This window comes from Dactylosporangium sp. NPDC051541, from assembly GCF_044454505.1.
Classification (GTDB): domain Bacteria; phylum Actinomycetota; class Actinomycetes; order Mycobacteriales; family Micromonosporaceae; genus Dactylosporangium.
Window position 1 is genome coordinate 308848 of record NZ_JBITDU010000003.1, and the last position, 17392, is coordinate 326239.

Annotated in this window: 21 protein-coding genes; 11 read left to right on the forward strand and 10 right to left on the reverse strand. The window is 71.7% G+C overall.

Translation table 11 applies throughout. The features are described 5' to 3' along the window. Nucleotides 1–36: 36 nt before the first annotated feature. Genes ACIA8L_RS15540 through ACIA8L_RS15560 form a run of 5 tightly spaced genes read right to left on the reverse strand, consistent with a single transcriptional unit; the run spans nt 37 to nt 4069 of the window. Nucleotides 37–732, reverse strand: a complete 696-nt coding sequence (locus ACIA8L_RS15540; protein ID WP_395904739.1) for a hypothetical protein — start codon at nt 730–732, stop codon at nt 37–39. A 45-nt stretch (nt 733–777) separates the two neighbouring features. After that, a complete protein-coding gene (locus ACIA8L_RS15545; RefSeq protein ID WP_395904741.1) occupies nt 778–1632 on the reverse strand; it encodes an amidohydrolase family protein in 855 nt (284 codons plus the stop codon). Between the two features lie 51 nt (nt 1633–1683). Then, on the reverse strand, nt 1684–2283 hold the full coding sequence (locus ACIA8L_RS15550; RefSeq protein ID WP_395904743.1) for a permease-like cell division protein FtsX: 600 nt from the start codon (nt 2281–2283) through the stop codon (nt 1684–1686). Continuing rightward, nucleotides 2276–2815 carry an RNA polymerase sigma factor gene (locus tag ACIA8L_RS15555; protein ID WP_395904745.1) on the reverse strand — a complete coding sequence of 180 codons (540 nt, stop codon included), beginning with the start codon at nt 2813–2815 and terminating at the stop codon, nt 2276–2278. Before ACIA8L_RS15555 ends, ACIA8L_RS15550 begins: the two co-directional genes overlap by 8 nt. 39 nt (nt 2816–2854) lie before the next feature. Beyond that, nucleotides 2855–4069 (reverse strand): alginate lyase family protein, encoded by a 1215-nt coding sequence (locus ACIA8L_RS15560; protein ID WP_395904747.1) that lies wholly within the window; start codon nt 4067–4069, stop codon nt 2855–2857. A gap of 160 nt (nt 4070–4229) precedes the next feature. On the opposite strand from ACIA8L_RS15560, the gene ACIA8L_RS15565 reads away from it, so the two are divergent. Then, the gene (locus ACIA8L_RS15565) at nt 4230–5672 is read left to right on the forward strand and encodes a hypothetical protein (RefSeq protein ID WP_395904749.1); all 1443 of its coding nucleotides are present in this window, start codon (nt 4230–4232) and stop codon (nt 5670–5672) included. A 145-nt stretch (nt 5673–5817) separates the two neighbouring features. Next, nucleotides 5818–6222, forward strand: coding sequence for a hypothetical protein (locus tag ACIA8L_RS15570; RefSeq protein ID WP_395904750.1), 405 nt, complete (start codon nt 5818–5820; stop codon nt 6220–6222). Nucleotides 6223–6325: 103 nt separating this feature from the next. Here the strand turns inward: ACIA8L_RS15570 and ACIA8L_RS15575 are convergent, their stop codons facing one another. Further along, nucleotides 6326–6991 carry a response regulator gene (locus tag ACIA8L_RS15575; RefSeq protein ID WP_395904751.1) on the reverse strand — a complete coding sequence of 222 codons (666 nt, stop codon included), beginning with the start codon at nt 6989–6991 and terminating at the stop codon, nt 6326–6328. Then, entirely contained in the window at nt 6988–8322 is a 1335-nt protein-coding gene (locus ACIA8L_RS15580; RefSeq protein ID WP_395904753.1) for a sensor histidine kinase, read from the reverse strand. Before ACIA8L_RS15580 ends, ACIA8L_RS15575 begins: the two co-directional genes overlap by 4 nt. 188 nt (nt 8323–8510) lie before the next feature. On the opposite strand from ACIA8L_RS15580, the gene ACIA8L_RS15585 reads away from it, so the two are divergent. From ACIA8L_RS15585 to pth2, 4 genes are all read left to right on the forward strand, one after another. After that, the gene (locus ACIA8L_RS15585) at nt 8511–9008 is read left to right on the forward strand and encodes a DUF1707 domain-containing protein (protein ID WP_395904755.1); all 498 of its coding nucleotides are present in this window, start codon (nt 8511–8513) and stop codon (nt 9006–9008) included. A 129-nt stretch (nt 9009–9137) separates the two neighbouring features. Next, complete coding sequence (locus ACIA8L_RS15590; protein ID WP_395904756.1) at nt 9138–9791, forward strand: SDR family NAD(P)-dependent oxidoreductase; 654 nt, start codon at nt 9138–9140, stop codon at nt 9789–9791. A 43-nt stretch (nt 9792–9834) separates the two neighbouring features. Then, complete coding sequence (locus tag ACIA8L_RS15595) at nt 9835–10650, forward strand: metal-dependent hydrolase (protein WP_395904758.1); 816 nt, start codon at nt 9835–9837, stop codon at nt 10648–10650. Next, nucleotides 10647–10997, forward strand: coding sequence for a peptidyl-tRNA hydrolase Pth2 (gene pth2, locus ACIA8L_RS15600; protein WP_395904760.1), 351 nt, complete (start codon nt 10647–10649; stop codon nt 10995–10997). Before ACIA8L_RS15595 ends, pth2 begins: the two co-directional genes overlap by 4 nt. On the opposite strand, the gene ACIA8L_RS15605 is transcribed toward pth2, so the two are convergent. The 3 genes from ACIA8L_RS15605 to ACIA8L_RS15615 all read right to left on the reverse strand — a co-directional run bounded on the left by ACIA8L_RS15605 (nt 10972) and on the right by ACIA8L_RS15615 (nt 13734). Beyond that, the gene (locus ACIA8L_RS15605; RefSeq protein ID WP_395904762.1) at nt 10972–11853 is read right to left on the reverse strand and encodes a DUF72 domain-containing protein; all 882 of its coding nucleotides are present in this window, start codon (nt 11851–11853) and stop codon (nt 10972–10974) included. The genes pth2 and ACIA8L_RS15605 overlap by 26 nt on opposite strands. A gap of 91 nt (nt 11854–11944) precedes the next feature. Next, nucleotides 11945–12913: an aldo/keto reductase gene (locus ACIA8L_RS15610; protein WP_395904764.1), complete on the reverse strand. Its 969-nt coding sequence runs from the start codon at nt 12911–12913 to the stop codon at nt 11945–11947. Between the two features lie 158 nt (nt 12914–13071). Beyond that, a complete protein-coding gene (locus tag ACIA8L_RS15615) occupies nt 13072–13734 on the reverse strand; it encodes a TetR/AcrR family transcriptional regulator (protein ID WP_395904766.1) in 663 nt (220 codons plus the stop codon). Between the two features lie 200 nt (nt 13735–13934). Between ACIA8L_RS15615 and ACIA8L_RS15620 the strand changes: the two genes are divergently transcribed. The 5 genes from ACIA8L_RS15620 (at nt 13935) to ACIA8L_RS15640 (ending at nt 17384) form a co-directional block, all read left to right on the forward strand. Further along, nucleotides 13935–15305, forward strand: coding sequence for an MFS transporter (locus ACIA8L_RS15620; RefSeq protein WP_395904768.1), 1371 nt, complete (start codon nt 13935–13937; stop codon nt 15303–15305). Between the two features lie 79 nt (nt 15306–15384). Further along, entirely contained in the window at nt 15385–15588 is a 204-nt protein-coding gene (locus ACIA8L_RS15625) for a carboxymuconolactone decarboxylase family protein (protein WP_395904769.1), read from the forward strand. Next, nucleotides 15579–15995, forward strand: coding sequence for a cupin domain-containing protein (locus ACIA8L_RS15630; RefSeq protein ID WP_395904771.1), 417 nt, complete (start codon nt 15579–15581; stop codon nt 15993–15995). The genes ACIA8L_RS15625 and ACIA8L_RS15630 overlap by 10 nt, the downstream gene beginning before the upstream one ends. A 91-nt stretch (nt 15996–16086) precedes the next feature. Beyond that, on the forward strand, nt 16087–16356 hold the full coding sequence (locus ACIA8L_RS15635; protein ID WP_395904773.1) for a hypothetical protein: 270 nt from the start codon (nt 16087–16089) through the stop codon (nt 16354–16356). Nucleotides 16357–16427: 71 nt separating this feature from the next. Further along, nucleotides 16428–17384 carry an alpha/beta fold hydrolase gene (locus tag ACIA8L_RS15640; RefSeq protein ID WP_395904775.1) on the forward strand — a complete coding sequence of 319 codons (957 nt, stop codon included), beginning with the start codon at nt 16428–16430 and terminating at the stop codon, nt 17382–17384. Nucleotides 17385–17392: the final 8 nt, after the last annotated feature.

A 17392-nucleotide genomic window follows, 5' to 3' on the forward strand; every position in this document is an offset into this window, starting at 1 on the left:
AGTGCGGGCCCGCGACGAATGGGGTCGAGCTGCCGGCTAATCCAGTCCGGTGCCGAGGGTCCAGTTGGCGGCGATGCCGGTCAGAAGTTCGGTCAGGTCCTGCTTGGTCCGGCCCCGGACGAAGATCCACGGGGATTCGAACTGGTCGACCCGCAGCAGCTTGCCCGGGGCCGACAGCCAGAGCGTCGGGCCGGTGCCCGGGCTGGGGTACGTCCGGTATTCGGGGAAGGGCACAGTGGCGTAGGTGCCCTGGAGCTGCTCGACCAGGGCGGGTTCGACCTCCGCGCCGTTGTACAGGTCGTCGTCGGCGAAGACGGTCTCGCAGAGGGCGAAGTCGGCGGCGGCGAGCGAGAACCGGTCCAGGTACGGCTGCCAGGGCTCGCCTTCGTGCCGGTAGAGGACCGGTGGGTCGTCCTGGTGCAGGTCCGCCACGGCCCATTCGGCGGTGTACTGGTTCTCGTCCCTGATCACCACGAACCCGTCGTCGACCTCCAGCCGCGCCGGCGCGACGATCGGGTCCTGGCCGTCCGTCAGCTCGGGGCGGCGGCCGAACCGGCGGTAGAAGGCCGCGACGGCGGCGGGTAGTGGGAGCGCCGCCGCGGCGAGCTCCTCGGCGGTGCAGCCGTCGGCGGGCGCGACGGGACGGCCGAACGCGGCGAACAGGTCGGCGATGAACAGCCAGGCGTCGTCGGGCGTGCGCAGCCCGGGGCCCATCAGTCGGGCGACATCCACGCGGCGGAGCATACGGCGGCGTCGCCGGTATCGGGAGGGTCGGCGTCAGCGGGCGGGTAGGGGCTCGTCGTCGGGATCGTCCACGCCGAACAGCCGCGCGGCGTTGGTCCAGCAGACCGCCTGGAGCCAGTCCTCGCCCAGGTCCAGGCGCTCCAGGGATTGGAGCTGGTGCTCGTACGGGTACGGGATGTTGGGGAAGTCGGTGCCCAGCAGTACGCGGCCGGCCACGCCGAGTTCGCGGAGCCGGGGCAGGAGCGCGGAGGGCGGGGCGCCGAAGAAGTCGGTGAAGACCATGGTCGTGTCCAGGTGTACCCCGGGGTACCGCTCGGCCAGGTCGAGGAAGCCCTCGTACTCGGGGGCGCCCAGGTGCGCGATGATCGCCACCAGGCCGGGGTGGCGGCGCAGGACCTCGCCGAACGGGTCCGGGCCGGTGAAGCCGTTGGCCACCGGGTCCGAGCCGGCGTGGACGACGACGGGGACCCGGGCCTGGGCCAGGCTCGCCCACACCGGGTCGAGGACGGGGGTGCGCGGGTCGTAGCCGCCGACCTGCAGATGGGCCTTGAAGACGCGGGCGCCTCCGGTCAGGGCCCGCTCGACGTACCGGGTCACGTCGGGCTCGGGGAAGAACGTGGCGCTGGACAGGCAGCCGGGGGTCCGGGCCGCGAAGTCCATGGTCCACGTGTTGAGGTCCGCGGCCAGGCCGGGGCGGTGGGCGTAGGCGAGGGCGGTGAAGTGGCGGACGCCGAAGCTGCGCAGGAGGGCCACGCGCTCCTCGTCGGAGCCGCGGTAGCGGATCGGCCAGGGGCGGCCGATGAGCGGGCCGGCCTCGTCGAAGTACGCCCAGATCCGGCGCAGCAGCCGCGGGGGCAGGAAATGCGTGTGGACGTCGAAGAGCCTCATACGCACGTCACCGTTCCCCGCGGCCGCCGCCTCTACACGCTTCGCAGTCGCTTAACGCGGGGACTCCCAGGTCGACGGCGACTCGCCCGGCAGCACCGTCTTCTTCGCCTCCTCCGGGTCCGGGACGCACGGGCAGATCACATCGCTGGCCAGCGGCGCCAGCCTCGCCCGCACGGCCGGGAAGTCGGTGGCGCAGGGCAGGTCGAGCCAGAAGCTCGCCGGCAGGCTCTCGGGAAAGGTGGCGGCGATGAGCTCGGGTGCGTCGGCGAAAGCCACCTTGAAGCGCTCGTAGGCCTCCTCGCGGGACTCGAAGCGGTAGGTGGAGATCTCGGGCGAGTGGTCGATCGCGGCGCGGAGCTGCTCCGTCTGCTCCGCAGTGGCATCCGAGCGCAGGACGGCGCGGGCCTCGGCGGGGGTGCAGACGGACGCAGCCGGCTGCTGGCCCGGCGGATCGAGGGTGAGCCAGAAGCCGCCGGTGATCGCGAGCAGCAGGGCGGTACCCCCGGAAATGGCTGTGTAACGACGGCGGCGCGCGACCGCGGGAATGCGGTCCGCTCCCGAGGGGTGCAGAGTCGAGCGGGCGTGTTCGCCCAGGTCGCCGAGGGCGGCGCGGAGGCGGTCGTCGTCGAACTGCTCGTCGGCGTCAGGCACGGTCGTCCACCTCATCCGTCAGGTGCTTGGCCAGGGCGATCCGGGCTCGGTACAGCCAGGTGCGGACCGCACCCTCGCGCACGCGGCAGAGCTCGGCGATCTCGGCGACCGGGAGGCCGGCGAGGTAGTAGAGGACCACGGCGCGGCGCTGGTCGGCCGGGAGCGTGGCCAGGGCGCGCTCGAGCGCCACCCGTTCCGGGCCGGGGCCGTCGACCGGTTCGGCCCGCTGGCCGCGCCAGTGCCGCAGGGCGATGCGGGCCCGGCGGATGCGGCTGGTGGCGAGGTTCCAGGCCACCCGGCGGACCCAGGCGGCGGGGTCGTCGTAGCGGGAGATGCGTCCCCACCTGGTCCAGGCGCGGGTGAACGCCTCCTGCGTCACCTCCTGCGCCTCCTCGGCGCTGCCGAGGTACACCGCGAGCTGGCCCGCGATGGTCGCGAACGAGGCGGCGTAACACTCCGCGAAATCGGGCGGCATGGCCCTCCCGGCGACGGCCGGCGGCGGGACGCCGTCGAGCGTGTGGATCGTCGTCATACCACCTACACGCCCGGCGGCACCCCGGCGTCACACGGTTCAGGCCGGATTGTCGGCGTGGGTCAGCGTCTCCCACGCGACGAACAGGTTGTTGCTGCCGGCCGGGCGGGACTGCTCGGTCAGCCGCTGCGTGTTCGTCATCGCGATGCCCAGGCGGTTGTGCAGGGCGTTGTAGCCGACCTCGGTGATCGGGCCCAGGCCGAGGTTGAGTTTGCCGCCGCACAGCCAGGACGGGACGCCCTCGCCCAGCTGGTACTTGCTGTGGAAGCCGAGGGCGTGGCGCAGCCGGTCGGCGATCTCCGGGTACACGTCCTGGCCCTGGATGCGGGTCGTCTCGGCGATGTGCGAGATGGCCGAGATGCCGTAGCCGGTGTGGGTGAAGTCGCGGCACGTCTCCTGGGCGATGCCGTCGGCGAAGGTGCCCTGGCCCTGCCAGTAGTTGACGATCTCGGATTTCGTGTCGATCGAGCCGATGCCCTTGGGGTAGGCGCCGTCGGTGGCCAGGTACAGGTAGGCGGGGACGCGGGCGCGGAACTTCGTCATCACCTTGTCCCAGCTCGCGCGGTCCTCCAGGAACACGGAGATCCCGATCGCGGCCTCCAGCATCGACAGTTCCCAGTTGCCGTTGCTGGTGCTGCCGGCGATGACCTTCGGGAGGTACACGGTGCGCAGCATGGTGGCGAAGCGCGCCTGGTTGGGCCAGGTGCCGTAGGTGTACCGGATGATCTCCGCCGCCCGCGGCCAGGACGACCCCGCCCAGCCCGTCTGCAGCGGCGCGTTGCTGTTGGTGTGCTCCTTGATCGTGGCCGACCAGGCGTCCATGATCGCGATGGCCTTGTCCGCGTACCGGTTGTCGCGGGTGATGAACCAGGCGAGCGAGAGCGTGTAGGCGGCGATCGCGTCCTCGCGCTCATCGGTGCAGCCGTTGTTCGGGTTGGAGTAGGAGCCGCACTCGACCGTCGCCCGCGGCTTCGGGGTGCGGGTCAGGGACGCGTACTTCGAGCCCATCATCTGGTCGTACGCCGGCTTCCAGGGCTGGGCGCCGGCCTGGACCTTCCCGCGGACGAAGTCGAGCTGCGCCTGGCTGACCAGGACCCCTGGGTGGGCGAACGTCGCCGGGGCGGCGGCCGCGGCCACGGTGGCGGTCTGCGGGGCCCGGGCGGTGGAGGAGGCGGCGGAGGCGTACGTGGCGCCGGCCACCGCCACGGCGGCCGCGAGACCGGCCGCGCCGAGCAGGATGATGCGTCGTCTCATGACAGGGAAGCCTCTCGTAACTGTTAGGCAGTCTGCCTAACGCGTCGCGAGCTGCCCGGGGAAGTCGGCACATCGAAACTTAAGAGTTCGTTGGGGTGCCGATCAGGTAGCGGACCCAGCGGCCGGGCGACCGCTGGGCTTCGCTGGCAGACTGTGGCCTGTGCCGAATGAGAATCCGACCGGGGTCGTCATCCCGAGCGTCGACGGCCGGGCCAGCACCTCAGCGCTGGGACGCTCCGTCGTCGCCGACGCGCTGCGCGGTGTCGACCCGGTCGGGGCCCGGGGCGCGGAGTCGTCGACGAACTGGCGCCAGGACTACCTGGTGCACTTCCGGCGGCTGATCGAGGCCGGGCTGCCGTCCCGCGAGGCAGCCCTGACCATCGCCCGGGACGGGCTCGCGTCACTGCATACGCGGATGCGGTACCGCGGAAAAGCCGACGGCGCCGAAGAATCCCTCGACGCCGCGTTCAGCGCCGCGGGTCCGCCGCTCACCACCGTCACCGTCACGGGCCGGGGCGAGGCCGAGCGGGAGCTGACGGTGCCGTACCGCGGGCAGCGCCTCGCCGGGGCCGAGCTCGACCGGCAGCTCGAACGCTGGGTCGCGGCCGGCACGATCGAGCGCTCCTGCGCCGACACGGTCCGGACCGTCGCCGCCAACCCGGACTGGCTGTCGCTGCCCGACCGGCGCGTCGCCGTCCTCGGCGCCGGCGCGGAGATGGGGCCGCTGCGCGCGCTGCTGCGCTGGGGCGCCGACGTGGTCGCCGTCGACCTGCCCCGCCCGGCGATCTGGCAGCGGCTGACGACCCTGGCCGAGCGGTACGCGGGCCGCCTGCACCTGCCGGCCGCCGGCGACGAGCGCGGCGCCGACCTGCTGCACGACCTCGGCCGGGTCAGCGACTGGATCGAGGGCCAGGAGGGGCGGCTGGTGCTCGGCAACTACGTGTATGCCGACGGAGCCCTGAACGTCCGGGTCGCCATGGCCGTCGACGCCCTCACGACCCGCCTGCGGGAGCGCCGCCCCGACCTGGCCCTCGCGTTCCTGGCGACCCCGACGGACGTGTTCGCGGTCCCGGACGACGCGGTCGACGAGTCCACCCGCCGCTACGCCGAAGCGACCGGCATCGGCCGGTTCCGGCGGCCGCTGCGCCTGGTGAGCGCCGGGCGCCTGCTCACCCGCAACTACCCGCCCGGCCTCTACCCGGGGATCAACGACAGCCTGGTACCGCAGCAGGGCCCCAACTACGCGCTCGCCAAACGACTCCAGCGCTGGCGAGCGGCCGAGGCCCGGGCCGCCGGCCTCCCGGTCTCCCTCGCCGTCGCCCCGGCCACCCGCACCCGCAGCGTGGTGAAGAACCGCCTCCTGGCCGCCGCGTTCGCCGGCGCCCACCGCTTCGGCATCGAGATCTTCGAACCGGCGACGAGCAACACGCTCATGGCCGCCCTCCTGGTCCACGACCTCACCGCCAACCGCCCGGCCGAGGACCACCCCTGGCAGGACGAGGCGTTCGCGGCGGCACACGGCGGCCTGTGGCGCCAGCCGTACTCGGCCCGCAGCGCCCTGGGCATCGCCGTCCTGATGGGCATAGGCGCGACCCGCAGCTGACGGACCGCGCGCACCGGCAGCGGGCCCCGGGGCACCGGCAGCGGTGTCAGCGGTGCGGGCGGTCGCGTCAGGGCGCTGGCGGGGCCGTGTCAGCCGGGGCCGCGAAAGTGGGTGCATCGAACACACCGCTGAAGGAGCGCCCACCATGACGATCACCCTCACCGACCAGGACAAGACCACCCTGCGCATCGCCGCCTACGGCGCCATCACCCTGCTCTCGGCGGCCGGCGCGGTCGGCGGCTCACCGCACCGGATCGCCACCAACGGCAGCCTGGCTTTGGGCTCCGCCACCGGACCGATCGGGCACGTCCTCGCCGACTACCCGAAGGGCAAGGACCTCAACGGCAAGTCGGTCGCGGAGATCGCCGACCGGGTCCTGCCGGCCCTGACCGCGGCCATGGCCCTGCTGCGGGCTCAGGACCCCGACGAGGCCGCCAACTTCCGCGGCACCGTCGTCACCGCCATCGAATCGGCCGTGCACAACAGCCAGCCCACCCCGGTCATGACCGACCTCATCCGGAAGATCACGCAGGCCCTGGACGCCGCCTGAGCGCCGGCGGACCGCCGACGAGCGTGGGCCACAGGACCGCGATTGGTCCTGTGGCCGTCGTCGCTGCGGGTCGCGGTGGCCGTCGCGGGCCGGAACCCGGAGGTCAGCCGAGCCAGCCGGGGCGGACCAGGCCGGCCTCGTAGGCGAAGACGACCAGCTGGGCGCGGTCGCGGGCGCTGAGCTTGATCATGGCTCGGCTCACGTGGGTCTTGGCCGTGGCCGGGCTCACGTACAGCTTCGCGGCGATGTCCTCGTTGGACAGGCCCGCGCCGACCAGGGCCATGACCTCGCGCTCCCGGTCGGTCAGCGTGTCCAGGGACATCGGGGCCAGGGGTGCGCGGGAGCGGCTCGCGAACTCCTCGATCAGGCGCCGGGTGACGCCGGGGGAGAGCAGGGCGTCGCCGGCCGCGACCGCGCGCACGCCGCGCAGCAGGTCCACCGGCTCGGTGTCCTTGACCAGGAAGCCGCTGGCGCCCACGCGGAGGGCCTCGAAGACGTACTCGTCGAGGTCGAACGTCGTGAGGATGACGATCCGGACGTCGGACAGCGCGGCGTCGGCGGCGATCTGGCGGGTGGCCTCCAGGCCGTCCAGGATCGGCATCCGGATGTCCATCAGGACCACGTCGGGGCGGGTCCGGCCGGTCAGGCGGACGGCCTCGGCGCCGTCGGCGGCCTCGGCCACCACCTCGATGTCGGACTGGGCGTCCAGCAGCGCCCGGAAGCCGGCCCGCACCAGGGCCTGGTCGTCGGCCAGCAGTACCTTGATCACGGTGCCTCTTCCTCGCGCAGGGGGATGCGGGCCACGACTTCGAACCCGCCGTCCGGCCGGGGGCCGGCCTCGACCGAGCCGCCGAACGTGGCCGCCCGGTGCCGCATGCCGGGGATGCCGTTGCCGCCCGGCTGGGGCTCCGCCGCTGACGCCGCTGACGCCGGTGGCGCCGGTGGCGCCTGGGGCGGCTGAGCGGACGCCTGGGGCGGCTGAGCGGGGCTGTCCGGCGCGCCGACGCCGTTGTCGGACACGGTCAGGGTGAGCTCGCGCGGAGCGTAGGCGACCACGACCGTGGCGGTGGCCTCCGGGCCCGCGTGGCGGCGGACGTTGGTCAGGGCCTCCTGGACGATCCGGTACGCCGCCCGGTCGACCTGCGGCGGCACGGGCCGCACCGGCCCCACCGTGTCGACGGTGACCGGGAGACCGGCGCCGCGGGCCTCGCCGGCCAGCCGCTCCAGGTCGGCCAGGCCCGGTGCGGGCGTGCGGGGAGCAGCCTCGCCGGGGTTGAGGCCGGCCAGGACGGCCCGGGTCTCGCGCAGCGCCTCGGCGCTGGCGTGCTTGATCGCGGCCAGGGCGACCCGGGCCTGCTCCGGCTGCTCGTCCATGAGGTGCAGCCCGACACCGGCCTGGACGTTGATCAGCGAGAGGTGGTGGCCGATCACGTCGTGGAGCTCGCGGGCGATGAGGAGGCGCTCGTCGCTGGCCTGGCGACGGTGCTGCTCCTTGCGGGCCTTCTCCTCCTCGGCCCGCGCGAGGGCCTCCTGGTGGGCGCGGTCCCGGGCCATCTGGGCATACCGCTGGCCGCGCACCCGCGCCCCCTCGCCGAAGAACGCGATGATGACGCACCACACGCCGATCGCGATCAGGTGGCCCAGCGAGGCGTTGGGCAGGACCAGAACGACGAAGGTGGTGTACGCCGCTATCACCGCCAGCCACGTGAGCCAGCGGAAGCCGGCCGACAGTGCCGTGAAGACGGCCACGATGGCGGCGATGAAGCCGGGGCCGTTCGGGTAGAGCAGCGCGAAGTAGGCGACCGTGGCACTGAGCGCACCCGCGAGGCTGAGCAGCGGGGACTTGTGCCGGAAGAGCAGGGCGGCGGGGCCGGCGACCAGCAGCAGGTAGCCGGTGCGGTCCAGCGCGTCGGGGTCGGCGCCGAAGGCCGCGGCCCGGGTGCCCAGGACCTGGATGAGCGCGATGAAGATGACCAGCGGGATCGGGTGCGGGCCGTTGAAGTGCCGGCTGCCGCGGCGCTCGATGCGCTCTTCGAAACGCTTGAACTTGCGCTCGAGGCGCGCGGCACGGTGCTCGCTGGCCCAGGGCGCATGTCTCACAGCTCAAACCGTAGTGGAGGCGGCTCACCAGCGGCATCGGCTCCGGGGTGCGGCGGGCGTACTCCCGGGGGAGTACACGGCGGCCGCGGCTGCGTCGCCGGTGGTACCGCACGAGCCGTCCCCGGTGCGACGCGCTCGCCGCCGCGGTTCGGCACGCTGGAGTCCATCAACGGAAGGGGGCCGAGAACATGGCCGGCGAGAGAGTACGTGCTTCGGACGAGGAGCGCGAACAATACGCCAACATGGTGCGGGCCGGCATGACCGAGGGCCGGCTCACGCTCGAGGAGGGGGAGGAGCGGCTCGCGGGGGTGTACGCCGCGAAGTTCCGGGACGAGCTGCCGCCGCTCACCGGGGACCTGCCCGAAGGGGGCCGGCGCGGGCTGTACGAGACCCCGGACGCCAAGGAGCGCTTCGCCAAGGACTCGCGCCGCCACCTGTGGGGGCACGCGGGCTTCGTCGCGGTGATCGCCGCCGTGCTGACCGGGCTGTGGGCGCTCTCCGGCGCGCACTTCTTCTGGCCGGCGATCCCGCTGTTCTTCATGGCGTTCGGCCTGGCCCGGCACGCGCGCTGGCGGGCGTACGGCGGGCACCCGCGCTTCGGCCGCGGGCCGTGGGGCCACCACATGCATCACCAGCGCGGACCGTGGGGGGCCGCGTCCGACCGTCAGCAGGGCTGGAGCCGCTGACAACCCCGGGGGCCGCCGTCGCCACACGGCGGCCCCCGCGTGACCAGCAACGCCGGAGAAAAGCCCCGCGTGACATTTGCAAGGTCAGCAACGTCGAAGAGCAGAAGCCGCCGACTCGGGGAGAGCGTCGTGTTTGCATCATCTCTGGAGCTCAAGGGCCGGACCGCGGTCGTGCTGGGCGGCCCGGACGGGGTGGCCGCCGCCGTGTGCCGGCTGCTGTCCGAGCGGGGCGCCCGGGTCGCCGTGGTCGGCGCCGACGAGGCCACCCTGGGTGACCTGGTCGACGAGCTGCGATGGAACGGCGCGGAGGCGGTCGGGATCGCCGCGACCGGCCTGGAGTGCGCGGACGCGGCGGCCATGGACGCCGTCCGGCTCAGCGTCCTGGTCGAGCTGGGGGCGCCCGAGCTGCTGTTCGTCCTGCCGGGCCCGACCGGCGGCACCGGCTGGCAGCGGACCGTCGACAGTGGACTGACGTCGACGTTCCTGGCGCTGCAGGCGTTCGTGCCGGCGATGGCCGAGGCCGGATACGGCTCGGTGGTGACGCTCGCACCCGTCGGGGCCGACCCGGCCACCAACGCGGTCGGCGGGGGCGTGACGGCGCTCACGCAGCACTACGCCCGGCTGTTCGCGACCGCGGGCGTGCGGGCGAATGTCGTGTCCTGGACACCGTGCGACTCGACCGTCGACGACGCCGCCTTCGCCGCCCTCTACCTGGCCTCGGACGCCGCGGCGCGGATGACGGCAACGACACTCGACGTTGCGGGCACATTGATGCGGCTGTAGATCCTATGTACGAATGACCGTCCACCTGGGATAGTCACTGCGCATGATGGGCTCGTCGCACGCGCTTTCCGGTGCGGCCGTCTGGTTGACCGGATCCCTCGCGCTGGACCAGCTCGCGGGCTTCCACCAGACGCCGCTGCAACTCGCCGTCGGCACCGCGATCTGCGCCGGCGGCGCACTCGTGCCGGACCTGGACCTTTCCGGCCGGGTCACCCGCCGGCAGGGCGGCGCGACGGTGGCGCACACGTTCGGCGTGTTCTCGCTGTTCCTGGCCGAGTGCATCGAGAAGCTCTCGCTCGGCGTCTACCGGCTCACCCGGATGAAGTACGACCCGCCGCGGCGCAACGGCCACCGCACGCTCACGCACACCATCGTGTTCAACGTCGGCGTCGGCTACGGCACCCTCGCCCTGTGCGAGGCCTACGGCAAGTGGGCCGTCATGGGCGTGCTCTTCTTCGCGTTCGCCCTGGCCCTGCGCGGCCTGTTCGAGCGCTGGGCGGAGCGGGCCGGCTGGCTCATCGTCACCCTCGCCTCGGCCGGTGCCGCCTTCATCGTCTACGAGCGCCTCCCCGGCGACCGCGGCTATCCGCTGCTGGGCGTGGCCGTCGGGGTCGGCGGCCTCATCCACCTGCTCGGCGACATGATCACCCGGCACGGCTCGCCGATCCTCTGGCCGATCCCGACCGGCCGGCGCATGTGGCGCTGCTTCGGCCTGCCGCACCGGATCGCGCTGACCGCCGGCGACAAGACCGAGACGGTCCTGCTGCGCACCGTCTTCGCGACCGTCGCCGTCTTCGCCGGCGCGTTCCTGGTGGCGCCGATCCTCCTGCACCGCTTCGACATAACCTTGGGCACGTGAGCGAAACCCGGCTGGTCATCGTGATGCGCACCGACCTCGGCATGGGCAAGGGCAAGATCGCCGCGCAGGCGGCCCACGCGGCGGTCGGGGCGGCGATGCGCAACCAGCGCACGGCCGCGTTCGCCGACTGGTGGCGGGCCGGTCAGCCCAAGGTGGTGCTCAAGGTCGCGGACGAGGACACGCTCGGCCTCGTCGTCGCGGCGGCCGAGGAGGCCGGGCTGCCGGTCGAGGTCATTCACGACGCGGGCCGCACCCAGGTGGAGGCCGGCACGGCGACCTGCGCCGCGATCGGCCCGGCCCGCCAGGACGCCCTGCAGCCCGTCACCGGGGCACTGTCGCTGCTGTGACCAGCTCGGCCAGGCGCTCGGCGTCGCGCTGGGCCTGGCCGGCGCAGCACGTGTTGATGAGCACGTGGACCTCGTCGGCGTCGGCGGCCAGCATGTGCAGCCGCTCGGCCCAGTCGGCCAGCTCCCGCTCCGAGTAGGCGTAGCGGAACTTGTCCTCCTTCGAGCCGCGCTCCCAGGCCGGGCTGTGGCCGTGGAACCGCACGACGGCCGGGGAGGCGGTGACGGCCAGCAGCGGCGGTACCGACGAGGAGAAGCCCTGTGGCATGTCGACCGCGACGAACGACGTGCCCGTGCGCTGCAGCATGAGCAGCGTCTCCAGGGACCGCTGCGAGTTCGCGAACCAGGAGCCGTGCCGCAGCTCGACCGCGGCGGCGAGCGGGCGGCAGCGGGCGATCGTGTCCTCGATGCGGCGGATCGCGGCCTCGCCGTACGCCAGCCACGGCGGGAACTGCAGCAGCACCGTCCCGAGCCGGTCCCGCAGCGGTTCGAGGGCGGTGTGGAAGCGCCGCCACAGCTCGTCGAGCGTCTCCGCGGGCAGGTCGGATCGGCGCAGCATGCCGGTGGCGCCCGGCGGGCGGAGGTCGGCCGGCAGGGTCCGAGCCTGCGCCGGATGCCCGGTGAGCAGCGCGTACGCCTTGACGTCGAACGTGAACCCGGGTGGTGTGGCGGCCGCCCAGCCGGCCGTCATCTCCGGCGCCGGAATCGCGTAATAGCTGGTGTCGGCCTCGACCAGGTCGAACCGGCCCGCATAGAAGGCCAGCCGCTGGGCCGAGGTGCGGACTTCGCGGGGGTACCACCCGGAGGCCAGCAGTTGCCGATCCGCCCACGACGCCGTGCCGAGCCGAATCACACCCATGTAATTCAGTGAAACCCGTCAGCGCCGACCCCGCCACCCGAGCGGACCCCGATGGTGTGCCGAGCTCCACACCCGCATGAACCGCCTGGGGCTACCACCAGTAGTTGTCCTGCGGGGTGTAGGGCTGCTCCAGCTCGGCGATCTCGGCATCGGTCAGGGTGAGGTCCAGGGCGGCGACGGCGTCGGCCAGGTGGTGCGGCTTGGTCGCGCCCACGATCGGCAACGACACCACCGGCTTGGACAGCACCCACGCCAACGCGACCTGAGCCATCGGCACACCGCGGGCCTCGGCAACGGTGTGGACGGCGTCGACGACCGGCTTGTCGACGTCGCGGTCGAAGGCCTTGGCCACGGCGTCGGTCGACGAGCGGGCGGTCTGTTCGCCCCACGGCCGGGCCGCGCGACCCTTCGCAAGGGGTGAGTACGGGGTCAGCCCGACGCCCTGGTCCAGGCACATCGGGATCATGTCGCGTTCTTCCTCGCGCTTGAGCACGCTGTACTGGTCCTGCATGGCCGAGAAGGTCGTCCCCCCGGCCAGCACTGAGGCGTGCTGCATCTTCGCGAACTGCCACGCCCACATTGACGACGCCCCTAGATAGCGCACCTTGCCCGCCCGGACCAGGTCATGCAGGGCCGACATCGTCTCTTCCACCGGCGTTTCGGGGTCGAAGCGGTGAACGTAGTACACGTCGATGTAGTCGGTACTCAGCCGCCGCAGCGAGGCGTCCGCCTGCTCCAGGATCGCCTTACGGGACAGGCCGCTGCCGCCGGGCCCCTCGTGCATCTTCCCGCTGACCTTGGTGGCCAGCACGATGTCTTCTCGTCGAGAAAACCGGGTGATCGCCCGCCCGACGAACTCCTCCGACGTACCCGCCTGGTAGACGTTCGCGGTGTCCCAGAAGGTGACCCCGAGTTCGACCGCCTGCCGGAAGAACGGCGCCGCGGCGTCCTCGTCCAGCGTCCACTGGTGCATGCCGGTGGCGGCGTTGCCGTAGCTCATGCACCCCAGCCCGATTCGGCTCACCCGGAGCCCGGTGCGACCCAGCCGTGTGTACTGCACCTCCGACCTCCCTCTCATTTGTCCCGTTTGATTCGTTCCGGCCGCACGAGCCGGCCGCCGCTATCGCCCCGGAACGGGCATGCCGGCGTAGCCGGTGCCATCCCGACCGGCGTCCTGCGTGATGCTGGGGCGGCAACCCATGCGGGTGCCTGATCGTGTCATCTGGTCGTGCCGGTGCGCCGCTTCTGGGTCATGGCCAGGTGGGTCGTTTCGGAGTTGAGAGCGTGGGCCGGCAGTGGTGTGGGGTCTGGGCGATCACCGCGGACGCCGTCGAGCATCATCGTCAGGTAGCGCTCGTACAGCGTGGGCGCCAGGTCGCGGGTGCGCTCCATGACGGCGGACATGGCGGTTTGGATGAATGCCACGTCGGTCGGGGCGAAATCACGGCGCACGGCTCCGTGCTCCTTGGCCCGGTCAACCAGGGCAACGACCAGGGGTGCGATGCGCACGCGGACGTCGTTGATCCGGACGTCGCCGAGCGTGCGATCGTTGAGGATCTGGTCGAGTCCCCGGTCGGCGAGCTGCAACCGCAGGGTCCGTTGCAGGTACTGCGCCAGCCCCTGCCAGGCGTCGGGCACCTGCAATGCTTCGTGAGCGGCCGCCTCGACGGCCTCCAGCCGCTGCTCGAACACCGCGTCGATCACCGCTTCCTTGTTGGGAAAGCGCCGGTAGGCCGTCCCCACGCCCACGCCGGCGTGGTGGGCGATGTCGTTCAGGGTGACGTCCAGCCCGCGCTCGGCGAACAGCTCGCTGGCAGCGTCAAGTAGCCGTTGCCGGTTGGCTTCAGCGTCGCGGCGCAACGAGCGGGCAGCGGGGGTCATGACCCGAATCATAACAGCAAGCGGATATTCGATATCCGTTTAGGTGCTACGGTGGAGTAAGCGGATATGCGATATCCGGTACGCAGCACTTCCCGTCTTTGACGGCAAGGTCGCGAACCACAGGCTTGAGCAGGAACGAGGGCCCCTGTATGACGGCGGCACCAACCACGGCAGCTCCGGCGATGGCTACCCAGGGGCAGGTGAGCAGCCCGCGTCGTGCGCTGTTCGCCGCGCTGCTCGGCTTCTTCATCGTCACGTTCGACGCCGTGGTGGTGAACGTCGCGCTGCCGACGATCAGTCACGATCTGCGGACCAGCATCGCCGGTCTGCAGTGGGTCGTCGACAGCTACACGTTGCTGTTCGCCGCGTTCCTGTTGACCGCCGGCGCCCTGTCGGATCGTGTCGGCGCGCGACGTGCCTTCGGCATCGGCGTGGCGCTCTTTGTCGCGGCGTCGCTCGCGTGCGGGCTGGCGCCCAGTCTGCCGGTGCTGGTCGCCGCGCGCCTGGTCCAAGGCGCGGCAGCCGCGGTGATGATGCCCTCCTCCATGGCACTGATCAGCCAGGCGTATCCGGATCCGGTGCGGCGCGGCCGGGCGGTTGCCCTGTGGACCCTCGGCGGCGGGGTGGCCTCATCGTCGGGCCCGGTACTCGGCGGCCTGCTCAGCGCGGCGAGCTGGCGCTCGATCTTCCTGATCAACATTCCGGTCGGCGTGCTGACGTTGTACGCGCTGCGCGGCGTCGGGCGCTCCCCGCGCCGTGCCGCCTCGATCGACTGGGTCGGTCAGGTCACGGCGATGCTGGCGATCGGCGGCTTGACGTTCGGCGCCATCGAAGCCGGCGCCATTGGCTTCGCCCGGTGGCCGGTCCTGCTGGCCTTGGCCGTGGCGGTGCTCGCCATGGTGATCTTCGCGATCAGCCAGTTCCGCGGTCGCCATCCGATGCTGCCGGCACACGTGGTGGCCAACCCGACGGTGCGGATCACCGCCGCGATCGGCTTCGCGTTCATGGTCGGCTACTACGGCTTGCCGTTCGTGTTCACCCTGTACCTCCAACAGGTCCGGGGCCTGTCGGCCTTCGCGACCGGAGTCCTGTTCGTGCCGATGATGTTGGTCGGCGCAGCGCTCACCTCGTTCGCGTCGCACATCGTCGAACGCCTTGGCTACCGTGTCCCCGTCATCGGCGGGCTTGTCGTCATGGCGATCGGCCTGATCGTGCTCGGCTGCCTGCCCGCGTCGGCACCGGTCGCCGTGCTGTCCGCGGTGATGATCCTGATCGGTCTCGCCGGCCCGCTCGTCATGCCCCCGACGATGGGCGTGTTGCTCAACAGCGTGCCCGAACACAGCTCCGGCATCGCCAGCGGCGTGTTCAACACCAGCCGACAAGTAGGCGGAGCCCTCGCCATCGCGGTCTTCGGCGCCCTGCTCGCACAGCCGGCCAGCTTCATGACCGGCGTGCGCGACAGCCTGATCGTGGCCGCTGCCGTGGCTGTGCTGGCGGCAATCACCGCACTACGACTACCCCACCTACCAGCTGGCCAGCCGGATAAGCGCGTCGCCCACGGCACGGCCTGATGGCCGAACTGGACGCCCGGAAGCCGCGCCCGCACCAACCGTCCCATCGAGCCCGCTCAGCCAACGAAGGAGAACGCACATGACGCAGACAGGTCAGGAACCTTCGGGCGCCCAGAAGATCTTCGGCGACTTCGCGCCCGGACTGGTCCACTTCACCGACGACGTCCTGTTCGGCGAGGTCTGGACGCGCAGCGAACTGTCACCGCGCGACCGCAGCCTCGTGACGGTGGCCTGCCTGGCCACCAACGCACGATCCAGGCAAGGAGAAACCCGATGCGGCTGATACCGCTCAACAGCACCGTCAAGACACCGGCCGAACGCTTCACCGGTGACGTCTACCTAACCATGATCAAGACGCCCGAGCCGCCGTCACGGCTCGTCGCCTCGCTGGTGCGGTTCACGCCGGGCGCCCGCACCAACTGGCACGCCCACGCGGTCGGCCAGACGCTGTACTGCACCGAAGGCGGCGGCTACGTCGTCAACCGCACCGGTCAGGTCATCGTCCTACGCGCCGGCGACAGCGTCTGGACCCCACCCGGTGAAGAGCACTGGCACGGCGGCACAGCCGACAACTTCATGTGCCACCTGGCCCTGCTCGAAGCCGGCGAGCACGGCGACGGCACGACCTGGCTGGAGCCGGTCACTGACGACGACTACCGGGCCGCCGCACGCCGGGCCGGACAGCGATGAAAATCGCGATACTCGGCACCGGCACGACGGGGCCGCCTCCGCCACAGTGACGATGATCGCTTAACCTTCCCGGGACTTCGGGAGGTCGCGGGTGAGTGCGCTGGTCATGCGGCACAGCCGGGAAACCGGTGTCAGCGAATGCTTTGCGCTGCGGCTGGCCGACGAAGCCGGCATGGTGCAGGCGGTGAACGTAGTGCGGGCCGCCGGGCTGCCGCTCGAACTGGCGGCCGCCGCGCGGGCGATGCCGCCCTATCGCGGCCAGCGCAGCAACCAGGGCCTGTGGTGGCTGGCCACGACCGGCCGGCACGTCGGCTACGAGTCGTGGCTGGAGCGGGACCACCTGACGCTGCTGGCGGGGTAGGGGCAACCCCCGAGCGGTCCGGGTGGTCAGCGGGATCGAGCGGAATCGGTGAGCCGCGAAGAATGATCTCCATGACCACCCAGGATGATCCCCTGACCGCGCAGAGCATTTCCCGGTTTCGCCGGGCTGCCCTTGCCCTCGTCGTACCGCTCGCCGTGGTGGTGACGGTCGCTGCGTGTGGCGATTCGTCGGCGCCGACAGCGGCGCCCGCCGGCTCGGCCGCTTCGGCGTCGGCGAACGCAGCCGGGCCGGCGAGCTCGGCTCCGGCGGCGGGCCTGCACATGATCAGCAACAACGGGCACCGGCTCGCGTTCTACGTCACGCCGGGGCACTTGCCGGCCATCGTGTTGGACTCCGGTGGCGGCGAGGATCACACGCAGTGGAAGGACATCGTCCCGCAGCTGTCGAAGGCGACCGGGTCGCAGATCATCACGTACGACCGGGCGGGGCTGGGTGACAGTGACGAGGTGAAGAGCCCCTGGGACGGCCAAGCGGCCGCCGCTGATCTGCAGGCCGGTCTGCGTGAACTCGGCGTCACCCGCAACGTGGTCCTCGCCGGGCACTCACAGGCCGGAGAGGTCGCCCACTACTTCGTCCTCGCGAACCCAGGCGTGGTCTCCGGGGCGGTCCTCATCGACGCGAACCTGCCGCAGTTCTTCACCGAAACGGAGAACCAACGTCTCGTCGCGCTGAACGCACCGCAGATCGAAGAACTTAAGAAGGCGCCCTCGACCAAAGCGAACCGTCAGCTCATCGCCACGGCTGACAACTTCGGTCCCACGCACGACGCGTTCCACAAGGTTTCCTGGCCCGGCAGCGTCCCGGTCATCTACATCGTGTCGGAAAAGACGCCCTTCGACGGATCCCCGCAGGACGTGCAGCTGTGGCGCGATGCGGCCGCCGCGTTCATCAAGGCCGGGCCCGACCGCACACTCGTCACCGCCGAGGGAAGTTCGCACGAGAGCCCGACGGACAAGCCTGCCCTGGTACTCAAGGAAATCGAGCAGATGGCCGCCACGGTCGGGTGATGGCTGTC